16 protein-coding genes are annotated in these 14,325 nt (G+C 43.5%); 14 read left to right on the top strand and 2 right to left on the bottom strand.

Going from position 1 to position 14,325, the window contains the following annotated elements; all coding sequences use genetic code 11:
* Positions 1-11: 11 nt before the first annotated feature.
* Entirely contained in the window at positions 12-821 is an 810-nt protein-coding gene (locus P343_RS28970; protein ID WP_031263981.1) for an ABC transporter permease, read from the bottom strand.
* A complete protein-coding gene (locus tag P343_RS0118885) occupies positions 821-1,849 on the bottom strand; it encodes an ArsR/SmtB family transcription factor (RefSeq protein WP_031263982.1) in 1,029 nt (342 codons plus the stop codon). Before P343_RS0118885 ends, P343_RS28970 begins: the two co-directional genes overlap by 1 nt.
* Before the next feature lie 225 nt (positions 1,850-2,074).
* On the opposite strand from P343_RS0118885, the gene P343_RS28975 reads away from it, so the two are divergent.
* The 14 genes from P343_RS28975 to P343_RS29040 all read left to right on the top strand — a co-directional run bounded on the left by P343_RS28975 (position 2,075) and on the right by P343_RS29040 (position 14,322).
* Positions 2,075-3,247, top strand: coding sequence for a D-alanyl-D-alanine carboxypeptidase family protein (locus P343_RS28975; RefSeq protein WP_023510343.1), 1,173 nt, complete (start codon positions 2,075-2,077; stop codon positions 3,245-3,247).
* Between the two features lie 192 nt (positions 3,248-3,439).
* Complete coding sequence (gene spoIIAA / locus P343_RS28980; protein WP_023510344.1) at positions 3,440-3,790, top strand: anti-sigma F factor antagonist; 351 nt, start codon at positions 3,440-3,442, stop codon at positions 3,788-3,790.
* Complete coding sequence (gene spoIIAB, locus P343_RS28985; protein WP_023510345.1) at positions 3,791-4,231, top strand: anti-sigma F factor; 441 nt, start codon at positions 3,791-3,793, stop codon at positions 4,229-4,231.
* A 12-nt stretch (positions 4,232-4,243) separates the two neighbouring features.
* On the top strand, positions 4,244-5,002 hold the full coding sequence (gene sigF, locus P343_RS28990) for an RNA polymerase sporulation sigma factor SigF (RefSeq protein WP_023510346.1): 759 nt from the start codon (positions 4,244-4,246) through the stop codon (positions 5,000-5,002).
* Positions 5,003-5,759: 757 nt separating this feature from the next.
* Positions 5,760-6,209 carry a stage V sporulation protein AC gene (spoVAC, locus tag P343_RS28995; RefSeq protein WP_023510347.1) on the top strand — a complete coding sequence of 150 codons (450 nt, stop codon included), beginning with the start codon at positions 5,760-5,762 and terminating at the stop codon, positions 6,207-6,209.
* A 14-nt stretch (positions 6,210-6,223) separates the two neighbouring features.
* Positions 6,224-7,243 (top strand): stage V sporulation protein AD, encoded by a 1,020-nt coding sequence (gene spoVAD / locus P343_RS29000; protein WP_023510348.1) that lies wholly within the window; start codon positions 6,224-6,226, stop codon positions 7,241-7,243.
* Complete coding sequence (spoVAE, locus tag P343_RS29005; protein WP_023510349.1) at positions 7,240-7,590, top strand: stage V sporulation protein AE; 351 nt, start codon at positions 7,240-7,242, stop codon at positions 7,588-7,590. The genes spoVAD and spoVAE overlap by 4 nt, the downstream gene beginning before the upstream one ends.
* 23 nt (positions 7,591-7,613) lie before the next feature.
* Positions 7,614-9,104 carry a spore germination protein gene (locus P343_RS29010; RefSeq protein WP_023510350.1) on the top strand — a complete coding sequence of 497 codons (1,491 nt, stop codon included), beginning with the start codon at positions 7,614-7,616 and terminating at the stop codon, positions 9,102-9,104.
* A gap of 145 nt (positions 9,105-9,249) precedes the next feature.
* The gene (lysA, locus tag P343_RS29015; RefSeq protein WP_023510351.1) at positions 9,250-10,578 is read left to right on the top strand and encodes a diaminopimelate decarboxylase; all 1,329 of its coding nucleotides are present in this window, start codon (positions 9,250-9,252) and stop codon (positions 10,576-10,578) included.
* A 157-nt stretch (positions 10,579-10,735) separates the two neighbouring features.
* The gene (locus P343_RS29020) at positions 10,736-11,113 is read left to right on the top strand and encodes a GNAT family N-acetyltransferase (RefSeq protein WP_023510352.1); all 378 of its coding nucleotides are present in this window, start codon (positions 10,736-10,738) and stop codon (positions 11,111-11,113) included.
* 117 nt (positions 11,114-11,230) lie between these two features.
* Positions 11,231-12,019, top strand: a complete 789-nt coding sequence (locus P343_RS29025; RefSeq protein WP_023510353.1) for a segregation/condensation protein A — start codon at positions 11,231-11,233, stop codon at positions 12,017-12,019.
* Positions 11,982-12,584, top strand: coding sequence for an SMC-Scp complex subunit ScpB (gene scpB / locus P343_RS29030; protein WP_023510354.1), 603 nt, complete (start codon positions 11,982-11,984; stop codon positions 12,582-12,584). The genes P343_RS29025 and scpB overlap by 38 nt, the downstream gene beginning before the upstream one ends.
* A 62-nt stretch (positions 12,585-12,646) precedes the next feature.
* Positions 12,647-12,970 (top strand): hypothetical protein, encoded by a 324-nt coding sequence (locus P343_RS29035; protein WP_023510355.1) that lies wholly within the window; start codon positions 12,647-12,649, stop codon positions 12,968-12,970.
* 209 nt (positions 12,971-13,179) lie between these two features.
* Positions 13,180-14,322 carry a D-alanyl-D-alanine carboxypeptidase family protein gene (locus P343_RS29040; RefSeq protein ID WP_023510356.1) on the top strand — a complete coding sequence of 381 codons (1,143 nt, stop codon included), beginning with the start codon at positions 13,180-13,182 and terminating at the stop codon, positions 14,320-14,322.
* Positions 14,323-14,325: the final 3 nt, after the last annotated feature.

Below are 14,325 nucleotides of genomic sequence, written 5' to 3' on the forward strand. Positions count from 1 at the left end.
GTTTCTCCTCCTCAGCCAAAATGTTTTTCAAACACAGATTTCTCCATTTGTTTTATGAAAATTATGCCAATAAAAAAGTAAAGAATACCTAGAGCAACTAAAAGTAATAGATTCTGTAGAATTGCAAAGGAGAGCTGAGCCTTGGTCATAACAGCCCGCATGAGATCAAGTCCATAATAGAGTGGCATTATTCTGCTCAGGCACTGCATCCACTGAGGAAGGAATTCAGGCGGGAAACTGACACCACTCACGAGCATCATGACGACAAAAAGCGTGTTCTGAGTGATGTATGTATCACGAAATGCAAGCATGAAACTGCCGAGAACAAGTGCTTGGGCAAAAATAGCAAAGCAGAAGGCGGCCAGGATTGGAATGAGAAGTGCAAGATGTGCGGAAACCAGATTAAGGCCAAAGAACAGGCCAATACAAATAATGGTTACCCATTCAATCCCAGAGCGCATTAGTCCTTGAACAGCTGCACCTAAAAAATAGCCAAGTCTGGAAGATGGGGTGAGCAGCAGTGCTTCTAATGTACCTTCTCTCATTTCCGTGATCAGCATGCGGCTGACAATCATCAGTAACGAGACAGTAAACGAATTAAAAACACCGCCCATAATTACATAGGAGAGATAATCAGAAGTTCCCGTATAGCTGACGAATCGCTCGTTCAACTCTCCCTGAAAAATAAAGTGATAGGAAAGAAAAGCAAAAATGGTGATATAGACACCATCTAATATATGTCCAATGAAAAATGACCATGGATAAGCTCGGCGCATGGTGACGAGCTGTCGTTTAAAAGTTGCTGAAAAAGCGGTCCACATTAATTATTCTCCCCTTTATCAAGTTTTGGACGATCAAAAAACTGATCCATGTCGACGCGAACCATTTCCAGTTCGCGCGCTTTTGTCTCATAAAAGACGTAGTGGCTGCTGCGCTGACTTTCAATTAGTCCGGATTCTTCAAGAATCCGGAGATGCTTGGAAACTGTTGCTTTGGCGAGTCCGATTTGTTCGGCCAGCTGTTGTGTGCAGTAAGGGTTGTAGAGCATAAGCTGAACCATTTGAAGCCGTGTCGGGTCGGAAAGCGCTTTGAGCTTATCCAGCAAATCCTTGGGTACACCATCCTGCTTTTCGGAAGCAGGGATGAAAAGCTGTTTCGCCACAATGATGTCAGGTGAGTCGACATCGATCAGCAGGTGCGGCGCGATAAATGTTGACGGAACGATTCTTATTGAATTCAGGTCATCATAATCGTATGTGTAGGTCCTAGCTTTCAGAAATTGAATGGAGTGATCGCCGACAATGAACCGCGGATGAACCGCACTCAGAGTACCTACAGGATCTTTCTGAATGCCATCATTAAATTCATTGACCGAACGAATCAGCCAAGGTTCGATATGGTAGACCTCACGCGCGAAGAATGTTGTATGGTAGCTGTAAAGAAAACGGTAGAACGCTCTCCGATATTTTTTGGGGCGGCGAAGGATTTCCCGTTCATCGCGGTTCAACTGCCCGTGATCAAGAGCATATCGCGGACCAAGAATGAACTGAGTGAATGTGCGTTCATCGATGCAGTTCCACTTTTCAATCGAGTCTTCGACAAATCGATTCTCGAAACCAAACGCTTCCTCGCAATCCATCACAAAGAACCAATCATCCGTAACTTTTCCAAAAAACAATAATAACTCATACATTTCAGGTGTCATCGTTTGCAGCACATCTTGTGCCCAGTTCAACCGCGTAAGATGATGCTCTGGATTCATTAAGACGTGCAGGCTCGTCAGTAATTCGCGGTAAGGCGAATAGACAGCCCGAACATGTTTTCTCAACCATTGATTCAGAGTGTGCATGGCCATGCTCCTCTTTTTTGATTCGCTATTTAACGAATCAAATGGATAATTTTGCAAAATTATTAAGTATTATAGTGTTGGCCTATCAGGCTGTCAATATAAAATTTGGTAGGTTAACGGAACAGTTGCCTATTTAGGATATGAATCCCTTTTTTCTCTTAAAGTACCGTATAAAAGAGTTGTGCGTGGACAGAATGGTAAAGATCATAGTGAGGAGGTTATTGCATGAAGGCTTTTTTTGTATGGGCGATCTGCGCAACTCTTCTTTTTTCTGCGTTTGTTCCGGCAACATCGGCATTTGCAGAAACGGAAGGAAAAGCAGACAAGGAGACTGGCAAACTGAAATCGGCAATTGTCATAGAGGAGGAGACGGGAAAGATTCTTTATAAGGAAAATGAAAATAAAGAGCTTCCTCCTGCAAGTATGACAAAAGTCATGACGCTTCTCTTAATTTTTAAAGCGTTACAAGACCATCAGATTTCACTGAAAGATAAAGTGAACGTTAGTGAGCATGCCGCGTCCATGGGTGGATCGCAAGTCTTTCTTGAACCCGGTGAAACAATGACTGTGGACGAGATGTTGAAAGCAATCTGTATTGCCTCAGCGAACGATGCTTCGGTTGCTATGGCTGAGCATATTGCTGGATCCGATAAGGCGTTCGTTCAGAAAATGAATCAGGAAGCAAAGACACTTGGAATGACGCGTACACATTTTGAAAATCCGACCGGTCTTCCTCAATCTAATCATTACACAACAGCACATGATATGGCCGTGATGGCGCGCGCACTTTTGAAATATGAGAAAGTTCTTCATTACACATCCAAATATGAAGATTATCTGCGTGAAAATACGGATAAAAAATTCTGGCTCGTCAACACAAATAAACTGATCAAAACATATCCTGGTGCGGATGGTTTGAAAACCGGTTTTACAAATGAAGCAAAATATTGTCTAACTGCCACGGCTAAGAGAAATGGTATGCGAGTTGTTGCTGTTGTCATGGGTGCACCAACACCTAAAGAGCGAAACAAAGAAATCGCTGCACTTATGGATCACGCATTTGCGGCCTACACAACCAAACCACTTTTAAGCAAAAATAAGATGGTAGCAATGGTCAAAGTTAATAAAGGTGACCACAGTCAAGTTCCGATCGTAACTGAAAAGCCTGCGGTACTTCTTTTGAAAAAAGGAGAAAATGTGAAGGGATTAAAAAAATCAGTAGAATTAAGTGGCAGGCTTCAGGCACCTATTAAGTCAGGGACGGTTGTTGGCTATTATATTGTAAAAAAGAAGGGGCGAGTCATTTCCCGGACACCGTTAATCATTAAAGAATCTGTGAAACAGGCTTCATGGTGGCAATTATTTAAACGAAGTGCAGGATCAATTCTGACACACTGATCTTGAATTATTGGCAACAAAAAAGAACTTTTGCCGAATAAGCACTAGTTCTGTCAGTAGGCAGGAGTCACAGTAAGAAAGAGAGAAACTAGTATCATGAATCATTAGATCACGATGATTTTAATTGATTCAATGAACAATTGGGGCGAATCTTGAAATTAACGATTCCGTTCAGGGAGGGAGAGTGCAGCATTGAGTTTGAAAATGGATCTTGAAGTTAAGTATGGCGTGCTGTGTATCCGGCTTGAGGGCGAACTTGATCATCATACCGCAGATGAGTTACGTGAAAGAGTCAATACGGTTATGGAAGAAGAAATGGTTCAACATATTTTGCTGAACTTAGGAAAATTAACATTCATGGACAGTTCTGGGCTTGGAGTCATTCTTGGCCGTTACAAGCGCATTTCAGGATTGGGAGGAGAGATGGTGGTTTGTTCCATTTCTCCTGCTGTACGCAGATTGTTTGAGCTAAGCGGCATGTTTAAGATTATCCGTCTGGAAACGGATGAAGACTATGCGCTTCACACTCTGGGGGTGGCCTGAATGAGAAATGAAATGTCGCTAAATTTTTCAGCGATAAGTGAAAATGAGTCTTTTGCCAGGGTAACGGTTGCTGCATTTGTCGCACAGCTTGATCCAACTCTGGATGAACTGACTGAAATTAAAACCGTAGTATCTGAAGCAGTAACGAATTGCATCATTCATGGTTATGAGAATAGTGGGGCAGGAAAAGTTGAAATAAACGCCTCAATTGAGGATGGACTGATCACATTGACCATCCGCGATCATGGCGTTGGCATTAAGGATGTTGAACAAGCGAAACAGCCGCTCTTTACGACGAAACCGGAATTGGAAAGATCCGGCATGGGATTCACCATTATGGAAAATTTCATGGATCATGTAACGATTGAAACGGAGGAAGGCAAGGGGACAACGATCATCATGACCAAGGAAATCGCCCGTAACCGAGCAGTATGCAAATAGGGAGACATGCAGATGGAGCTTGATCGCAAAATGGCGTCTAAGGAACCGTTGCTTGATGATGAAGAAGTAAAGCAACTGATCAAAATGAGCCAGTCGGGAGATCATGACGCGCGTGATCGGCTTGTTCAGAAGAATATGCGGTTGGTCTGGTCAGTTGTGCAGCGATTTATCAACCGAGGTTACGAACCAGATGATCTTTTTCAGATTGGTTGCATTGGTTTGCTAAAATCAGTCGATAAATTTGATCTGTCTTATGATGTGCGTTTTTCAACCTACGCTGTACCAATGATCATTGGTGAAATTCAAAGGTTTATCCGCGATGATGGCGCAGTTAAAGTCAGCCGTTCATTGAAAGAAACCGGGATAAAAGTTAGAAAAAAGAAGGACGAACTGTCGAAAAGCTTGGGACGAAATCCAACGGTTAGTGAACTGGCCGATGCGCTCGACCTGTCTCCTGAAGATATTGTTCTTTCACAAGAAGCTATTCGCGCGCCTTCATCTATTCACGAAACTGTATTTGAAAATGATGGAGATCCGATTACAATTCTAGATCAGATCTCTGATAACGAGAGCAGCAAATGGTTTGATAAAATGGTTGTGCGCGAAGCTGTTGAACAACTGAGCGATCGTGAAAAATTAATTGTGTATTTACGCTATTTCAAGGACCAAACACAAACAGAAGTCGCCGAAAGACTCGGCATTTCGCAAGTGCAAGTATCCAGGCTTGAGAAAAAAATACTCGAAGAAATAAAAAGCCAGATGGCCGAATAATCGGTCATCTGGCTTTGTTTTGTTACAAGATAAGAAAGCATAAAACTCTGGCACCAAAACTAGGATCAGCGGCATTACGTTCAAAAAGATTCATATTCAAACACGGAAGTGCGAGACGCCTGCGGGAGTGCAGGTAGGCCACTGAAAAACTGTCGATTCTCAAAAAAACGAACTTTTTTGGGGGTCAAAAATGTCTCCCCATATAGAAAACGTCGCTTAGAAGCGAATCTGAGAGCTCGTTTTTCATCTGCAAATTTTTGATTTTAAAATGTTGGACTTTTTCAGTGGCCTCAGTGCAGGCCAGGGGAGACCCCGCAGATGCTCGGTTGATCGAGGAGGCTCCCGGACTGCCCGCGGCAAGCGAGCAGCTGAAGTGTCGTTCAAGCACAAGATTGATGATTCAAAGCTGCATATAGAGTGACAGCCAAGGACCAGGCGTAGCCTGGTTTTTCTCATGACGGTTATATGAAGAGAAGGCGCCGACTTAACGATTATTGAATCAAAAAGTACGACATATAGATCATATATATAGAGCTAGTACCAGCCGTTCTGTATAAAAAATTTATGGACATCATATAAGCACAGCTTCATTCTCACCTGTTTAAAACCTCTTCGAAATGAAAAACTCTATATTGTCTGCACTTCATTTGTTTACCTCCATAGCATTCCCAAGTCGATTAAATCGTTCACTGAGCATAATTTACAGCACTTGGCAAATACTAAACTCCAGCATAGCAAGCGAAAGGAGTTTATCTGGATGCTGAATGACCCGAAAAATTACAAAGAAAATGTAACTGCTTATCAACCCAAAATCCCATATTTCATGAATTGCCTGAATGCCTTTTGGGTTGGGGGATTGATTAGTCTGATCGGACAAGGAATTCAAACTTTTTACATGTATTTCTTTCACTTCTCGAAACAAGCGGCGGGAAATCCAACAGTGGCGACTTTGATTCTTATTTCTGCGTTAATGACTGGCTTTGGTGTCTATGACAAGGTCGCCAAATTCGCTGGTGCGGGAACTATTGTTCCGGTTACCGGGTTTGCTAATTCGATCACGAGCAGTGCGCTGGAACACAAAAGCGAGGGTATTGTGCTTGGTATTGCTACAAACTTGTTTCAACTTGCCGGAGAAGTCATTGTGTTTGGTGTTGTATCAGCTGCCGTTCTCGGAATCCTTCGCCTGTTTATAGAACAGATTTTCTGAAAAGGAGTGATCATATGAGTAAAGTAAGAAAACAGACTTGGCGATTTGATCATCCGATTTTCCTCGCGGCTACAGGTACTGTTGTCGGTCCACTGGAATCGAAGGGACCGCTGTCCGGAAACTTTGACAAAGAGTATCAGCATCTCAATTGCGGAGAAAAGAGCTGGACAGAAGCAGAACGCGCACTGATGCGACGCGCCATTGCGTTTTGTCTGGCCAAAGCTGGAAAATCTGAAGGCGATATCGACTTATTCCTGGCCGGGGATTTGATGGATCAGACGGTAACATCCAACTTTCTTGCTCGGGAGAACCGAATTCCATTTCTCGGTATGTTCGGCGCCTGCTCGTCGTCTATGGAAACCTTGGCGGCGGGTGCACAGCTGGTTGACAGTGGATTTGCTGACAATGTTCTTTGTGCGGTCAGCAGCCACAATGCGACGGCGGAACGGCAATTTCGCTACCCGACAGAGTATGGCGGGCCATCCAAACTGACTCAGACATTTACTGTAACAGGTGCCGGTGCAACGATCGTGACTAAAGAACCCGGGAAGGTCAGAGTGAAAGAAGCGACAATAGGAAGGGTCATTGACTGGGGCATTGATGATGCAAGTAATCTTGGCACGGCGATGGCGCCTGCCGCAGCCGATACGATTTGGACTCACTTTCAGGATACAGGGAGAAAGCCGGAAGATTATGACATGGTTGTAACCGGAGATCTTTCGAGCGTTGGGTCACCGATCCTTAACGAACTCCTATTGGAAAAGGGATTAGATATTACAAATGTCCATCAGGACTGCGGCACCATGATCTACACGCCTGATCAACCGGTTAACGCTGGAGGCAGTGGCTGCGCCTGCTCCGCAGTGGTTACATATGGGTATCTTTATAACCGTCTAGCTGAAGGCTCACTGAAAAGAGTGCTCGTTGTTGCGACAGGCGCATTGTTAAACAGCGCTACTCCGAAAGAAAAAGACACCATTCCATGTATTGCCCATGCGGTTGTATTGGAATCAGCTAAGGAGGGACAGAGGTGATATTTCTATATGCTTTTCTTGTTGGTGGGGCAATTTGTGTTGTCGGTCAGATTTTGATGGATGTATTTAAATTAACACCTGCACATGTTGTTGCCACATTTGTTGTGCTTGGTGCAGCACTGGATGTTTTTGGCATCTATGACCGTCTTATTGAGTTTGCCGGGGCCGGTGCGACGGTTCCGATTACAAGCTTTGGCCACTCTTTGTTGCACGGCGCGATGGCTGAAGGCCATGATCACGGCTATCTCGGGATTGCGATGGGCATCTTTAAATTGACGTCCGCGGGGATCACATCAGCAATTTTATTCGGCTTCCTTGTTGCTCTTTTCTTCAAACCCAAGGGATAAGTACAGATTGAGGAGACACATGCATGGAAAATCAAAAAGAAAAAAAAGCAATCAATGCTGATATTCTCGAAAACTCAGATGCGATGCAGCAAATCCTTGATTTCGGGCCACATAATTTTGATATTGGCGTGCGTGAATTAAGTTTGCTTGGACGAGACAGCAGAATATACTATACAAATAGTTTGGTGGATACAAGCATCCTCGTCCAGATGATGCGAGAATTCATGCGTCTCTCAAATAATAATTCAGGACAGGACCATGTTTTTCATGATATAAAACAGCATCTTGTTCATGAACAGGTTGAGGAAATAGAGACCATTGATGATGCCGTAGATAAAGTACTAACCGGCAGAATTGTGATTTTAATTGATGGTGAAACGAAAGGTCTTTGTATCGACCTTCGCCACTATCCGGGCAGGCAGCCGCAAGAGCCTGATGTTGAAAAAGTCGTCCGCGGATCAAAAGACGGCTTCACTGAGAATATTATTGAAAATTCGGGCCTGATCCGGAGACGAATTCGGGATCCGCGCTTCCGTTGTGAAATAACACAAGTCGGTGTGCGTTCGAAAACAGATGTATGTATATGTTATTTGAAAGATGTCGCTAATCCTGGGTTGATTAAGACAATCAGAAAAGAACTAAAGTCGATTAATATTGATGGCATCCCGATGGCAGATAATGCAATTGAGGAATTCATCTTAAAACAAGGCTGGAATCCATTTCCGATGGTTCGCTATACAGGGCGCCCGGATGTGTCGGCAGCCCATCTGCTTGAAGGTCATGTGGTGATCATTACGGACACTTCGCCGAGTGTCATGATCTTGCCGACCACGCTCTTCCACCATATACAGCATGCGGAGGAATACCGACAAGTCACTGCGTCAGGCGCATTGCTGAGATGGTTTCGATTTATTGCGATCCTATCATCTGTATTCCTCGTGCCATTATGGCTGCTGCTTGTACAGGATCATTTGCTGCCGGATTTTCTGAATTTTATCGGGCCCAACAACAAAAATTTTCACATTCCTTTACTTCTTCAAATACTGATCGCTGAGGTCGGGATTGAGACGCTACGGCTCGCTGCGATTCACACGCCTACATCTCTGTCAACTGCGCTTGGACTTATTGCTGCAGTGCTGGTCGGCCAAATCGCCATAGCGGCAGGTATTTTTGTCAACGAGGTTATCCTGTATACAGCAGTAGCGGCGATCGGGGGATTCGCGACACCTAGTTATGAGCTGCAGCTTGCTAATAAAATGGTACGGATTTTGCTCATACTTTCGGTCGGTCTTTTTCATGTTCCAGGTTTCATGATCACTACAACTTTGTTTATTATCTATCTAGCCCATGTTCGTAATTTGAACACACCTTATTTATGGCCGTTTATTCCGTTTAACCCAATCGGGCTCTACAACATTTTGATTCGGCGTGCTTTACCGACTTCAGTTATTCGGCCCAGCATCGTTCGTCCGCTTGATAAATATCGGCAGCCACCCAAGAGCAAGTCAAAATGAAACTTGTCATTGATAGATAATCATGATACACTAGCACTAAATTTTGACCGTTAGAGAGAGAAACAGAGCATTGAAAATGACCTAACTGGACGGCTTGTAGGGCGTTCGGAGGTCGTTTTATTGTTCGAGGGGGAGGGGTGTTTTTTTGTACGGAACGCAGGCAATTAATGAAAAAGGGCATTTATGCATTGGCGGCGTGGATACAACTGATCTTGCCAAAGAATTCGGCACACCGCTTTATGTGTATGATACCGCATTAATCAAGGATAAAATTAATCAATTCAAAGAAGCATTCAGCCAATTTGAACACGTGGAGTGGCAAGTGGCTTACGCAAGCAAGGCCTTCTCTACAATCGCAATGATCCAGTTGATTGATGAACAGGGATTGTCTTTGGATGTTGTGTCTGGTGGCGAATTGTATACTGCTTTGAAGGCTGGCCTTTCACCGGACCGTATTCATTTTCATGGCAACAACAAATCTGTAAGCGAGCTTGCGATGGCGCTTGATGCGAAGATCGGTGCTGTGATTGTTGATAATTTTTATGAGCTTGATTTACTGGAAACGATGTGTGCGGAACGCAATCAGGAAATAGCTGTATTGCTTCGGGTCACGCCGGGTGTTGAGGCGCATACACATGAATTTATTATGACAGGTCAGGATGATTCTAAATTCGGCTTTAATTTAGATGACGGAATGGCAGAACGGGCAGTTAAACAAGCATTATCTTCGCCACATCTTGATTTGAAGGGCATTCATTCCCATATCGGTTCACAAATTTTTGAGACTGAAGGATTTGCTCGGGCCATAAAAATTATGGTTGGTCATATTGAGGCTTGGCATCGTAATTTTGGCTTTCAGTTGGAAGTGCTGAACGTTGGTGGAGGTTTTGGTATCCGCTATACAGACAGTGACCGACCGTTGCCGATCAAGCGTTATGTTGAAACGATTGTCCGTACGGCACAGGATGAGATAGCACGTCTTAATTTACACATGCCAGCGCTGTGGGTAGAGCCGGGGCGCTCAATTGTCGGTGAAGCGGGAACGACCCTGTATACTTCTGGGGCATTCAAGACAATTCCGGGAATCAGAAAATACCTTTCTGTAGACGGAGGAATGTCTGATAATATCAGACCGTCACTCTACCAGGCGCAGTATAAAGCGATCTGTGCGAATAAAGCCTTGGATTCAGCTGATACTCAGATGGCACTTGCTGGAAAGTGCTGTGAATCAGGCGATATTTTGATTAAAGAAGCAGTGTTGCCCGAATCATGTTCAAGTGGGGACTTGATCGCTGTTTTTTCAACCGGGGCTTATGGGTATTCCATGGCGAGCCACTATAACCGTATCCCAAATGCTGCGGTTGTATTCATTGAAGACGGAGAAGCAGCACTTGCTGTCAGAAGAGAAACCTATGATGACTTGATTCGCCAGGATGTAGCACTTGAAAAACTTTCTCAGCGTGATTCATATTAAGATAAAAGTTATTACGGCGCTTCTAGCGCCTTTTTGCCATTTATTCTTATGGAATTGATGCACGGTTTCTTACTTTTGGTTATAATATAGACTGTACTATTCATTCAGTGCGCAATATGTGAAGATTTCGTTATCTCATAGTTATGAGGGGTTCAAAATGCTGATTCGCTATAAAAAGAGTTATGAAAAGATAGCCATGGGTCTGCTGTCTTTTGTCCCGTCTGAGAAAGAGATAAAGCTGCTTCTGCAAACGATAAAAAAATACGAAGACGATGATAGCTGGCAGCTGTTCTTGTGGAAGGATGATGAAGATATACTGGGTGTAATCGGTATTCAGATGACTTCTGCCGATGAAGCAGTTATTGAGCATATCAGTGTCAATCCTTCTTATCGTGCCGAAGGTGTTGGCAAACGCATGATTCTGGCACTGGGCAAAATGCTTGGAGAAAAAATCCGGCTGAACCCGTCTCAGGTCATTCAGTCTTACTTTGATAAATGTTTTGAAGAAGACGAGGAAAAGGAAACCAATCCGTAAAGATGGTTTCTTTTTTTTGCTCTGCCCATGGTAGGTGGACGAAAAAAAGATCAATTCACGGAATACATGTTCTATGCTATGATAATGGCATTAAGTTCGGAATCAGGGGGATAAAGCTTGGAATACAAAGTAAAAATCGATGCTTTTGAAGGTCCTCTTGATTTACTTCTGCATCTGATTAAAAAGCTTGAGATTGATATTTATGACATACCGGTTGCTGAAATAACAGATCAGTATTTGGATTTTATTCATCACATGCAAAAAATTGAACTAAATATAGCGAGTGAATACCTGCTCATGGCTGCAACATTAATTGCGATGAAAAGCAGAATGCTTCTTCCCAAACCAGAACTTGACGATGAAGACGGTGATGAGCCGTATGAAGATCCGGAAATGGCACGTGAAGCATTGATGCAGCAATTGATTGATTACCGACAGTTTAAGGAAGCAGCAGAAACACTGAAAATCAATGAAGGAGAACGGATGCAGCTATTTGCTAAGACGCCTTCTGATCTGAGCTCATTTGAAAATAATGATCTTACATCGATTCCTGTTTCAGGCAGGGCTACAGTTCATGATATGCTGCGTGCGTTCCAAAGGTTAATGCTGAAAAAGAAGCTAGAGCAGCCATTAAGTACAAAAATTGACCGGCAGATTTTGCCGATCGGCCATCAGATGAATAAGGTTATGAATGAATTAAAGAGGGCGGACCATCCACTGTCTTTTCAATCCATTTTTTCCTACCCTGATCGGACACATTTCATTGTCACGTTTCTTGCCTTGCTTGAGCTAATGAAAATGAACGCTGTCATTTGCAGGCAAAGCGATAATTTTGATGACATACTGATCAATCTTGGAGAAGGAGCAGATGAATTTGAAGCCAGCGAAGATCCATTCGATTATTGAGGGACTTCTTTACCTTACGGGTGAGGAAGGGCTGACGCTTGATCAAATTGGCAAGGTCCTTCCTGAATGCACCGGGCAGGAAATTACGAATCTTGTTGAACAAATGAGAAAAGATTATGAAGAAAATGATGAGAGCGGATTGATGATTGTCGACCAACCAAACGGATTTAGATTGACGACAAAGCCGTTTATGGCTGATTACGCGGAAAAGTTCGCTGTCATTCCAAAGACTGCCCCATTATCACAGGCGGCTCTTGAAACGGTTGCGATCATCGCTTATAAGCAACCTGTTTCACGAATTGCTATCGAAGAGATCCGCGGTGTCAAATCTGAGCGTGCATTACAAACGTTAATGGTGAAAGGCCTTATCAAAGAAGTCGGACGCGCCGAGGGCAGCGGACGAGCCATTCTCTATGGGATAACGCCTGTCTTTCTTGATTATTTTGGGCTGCACGATCTTAGTGAACTGCCGCCGCTATCTGAGATGATGAAGCATCAGAACGAGCAAATGGATGCATATGATCTGTTCTACGACCACTATAAGGAAACGATTAACGATTTATAAAAAGAGGCCGTGTCGTGCAGCGTTGTTGGATCATCAGGGGCTTCGTACTGGAGGAATCGAACATGTACGAGCATTTGAAAAAATATTGGAACCCTTTTATTGAAGACAACAGAAAGCAAGTCATTGTGTTTGGCTTACTCGCCCCGCTGCTTGTAGCTGTACCTTCACTGCTGGCTGTGATCATGGTACATGGTTCATTCGTCGCGGGAATCACTAATTTTCTGCTCCTGTTCCTGTTCTTTATTCTTTTCGCAGTCATGCCAGTCATGTTTCTTTTTCTATCTGTTTATCGATCTCATAAATTTAGAATATCATGGGCGGTGATCTCAGGTTTCTTTTTCATTCTATGGTGTGTTATTTTTCAAATAGCTAAATTCTATTTTTAAACCGATGCGGTGATCGAAGGAATCATATTCTGCTTGTCCCGGCATAACTTGTTATTAAGGGTGTGTAAAAAGTCCGGGAAACGAAGTGATTTCGATCTCCGTATATTAATACTCTTTCGGTGGCCAGGCTCTCTTTGCCTGATCCTCCCGGTTCTTTTTTGCCCCTAGCTAAAATAGTCTGATCTGGATCAGGACAGGGGATGGAATTCGTGGGGATCTTGATAAAGAGAGCTTTATTTTTGCTGTTATGCCTGTTACTTGTTTTTTCTTTTTTTCCACGCGCGTCTCAAGCTGCTGAACCAGAGGTTTCTGCACAATCTGCAGTGCTTATCGATCAGTTATCTGGACGCGTATTATTTGATCATAATAGCCTCGAGAAGCTTCCGATTGCCAGCATTACGAAAGTTATGACCGCCATTCTTGCCATTGAATCGGGAAAGCTTAATAAAACATTTACCGTCAGCCCGGAAGCATTGCGCACAGAAGGTTCCTCGATTTATCTAAAGGCTGGAGAAAAGATAAAACTCAAGGATTTGGTGTATGGATTAATACTTCGTTCCGGAAATGATGCATCGCGAGCCATTGCTGAGGCGGTTGCAGGCAGTGAACCTGGTTTTGTCCTGATGATGAATGAAAAAGCGCATGAACTCGGAATGACGAATTCCCATTTTACAAACCCAAATGGCCTTGAAAATCCAAATCATTATTCGACCGCATATGACATGGCGCTCTTGATGCGTTATGCGATGGGAAATGCCGAGTTCCGGAAAGTAGTTGGGACGAAGCTTCACCGCGTATCTGCAACCAACAAAGAGGGCATTCGTGTTTGGAAAAATAAAAATAAAATGCTCAGATTGTACAAATATGCGACCGGCGGAAAAACAGGATTTACGAAAAAGGCTAGACGAACACTGATTTCTACTGCTTCCAAAAATAATCTGGATTTGATAGCGGTGACTCTGAACGATGGGGATGACTGGAAAGATCATCAAGGCATGTTTGAATGGGCATTTGCTCATTTCAGGCCAGTGCAAGTGGCACGAAAAGGTAAATTAAAAGCCAAGGTCAACACATTTTATCAGGGACATTTATTCATACATCATTCTATTACGCTACCACTTTCCAAAGACGAGCAAAAATCGATTCGAAAAAAACTGATCTTGCTGAAACCGAAAAAAGAAAATAACTGGAAACCAGCTACACCGGCTGGACGTTTGGATATTACTCTGGATCAGCAAAGACTTTCATCAATCCCTGTCTATTATCAACCGGAAAAGAAGCAGAAAAAAGGATTCTGGTCGCGGTTTAATGGCTTTCTACACGCCATCATAACCGGAGAAGAAAGCCGGTAGACG

The sequence above is a fragment of the Sporolactobacillus laevolacticus DSM 442 genome (assembly GCF_000497245.1).
In the GTDB taxonomy this organism is placed as follows: domain Bacteria; phylum Bacillota; class Bacilli; order Bacillales; family Sporolactobacillaceae; genus Sporolactobacillus; species Sporolactobacillus laevolacticus.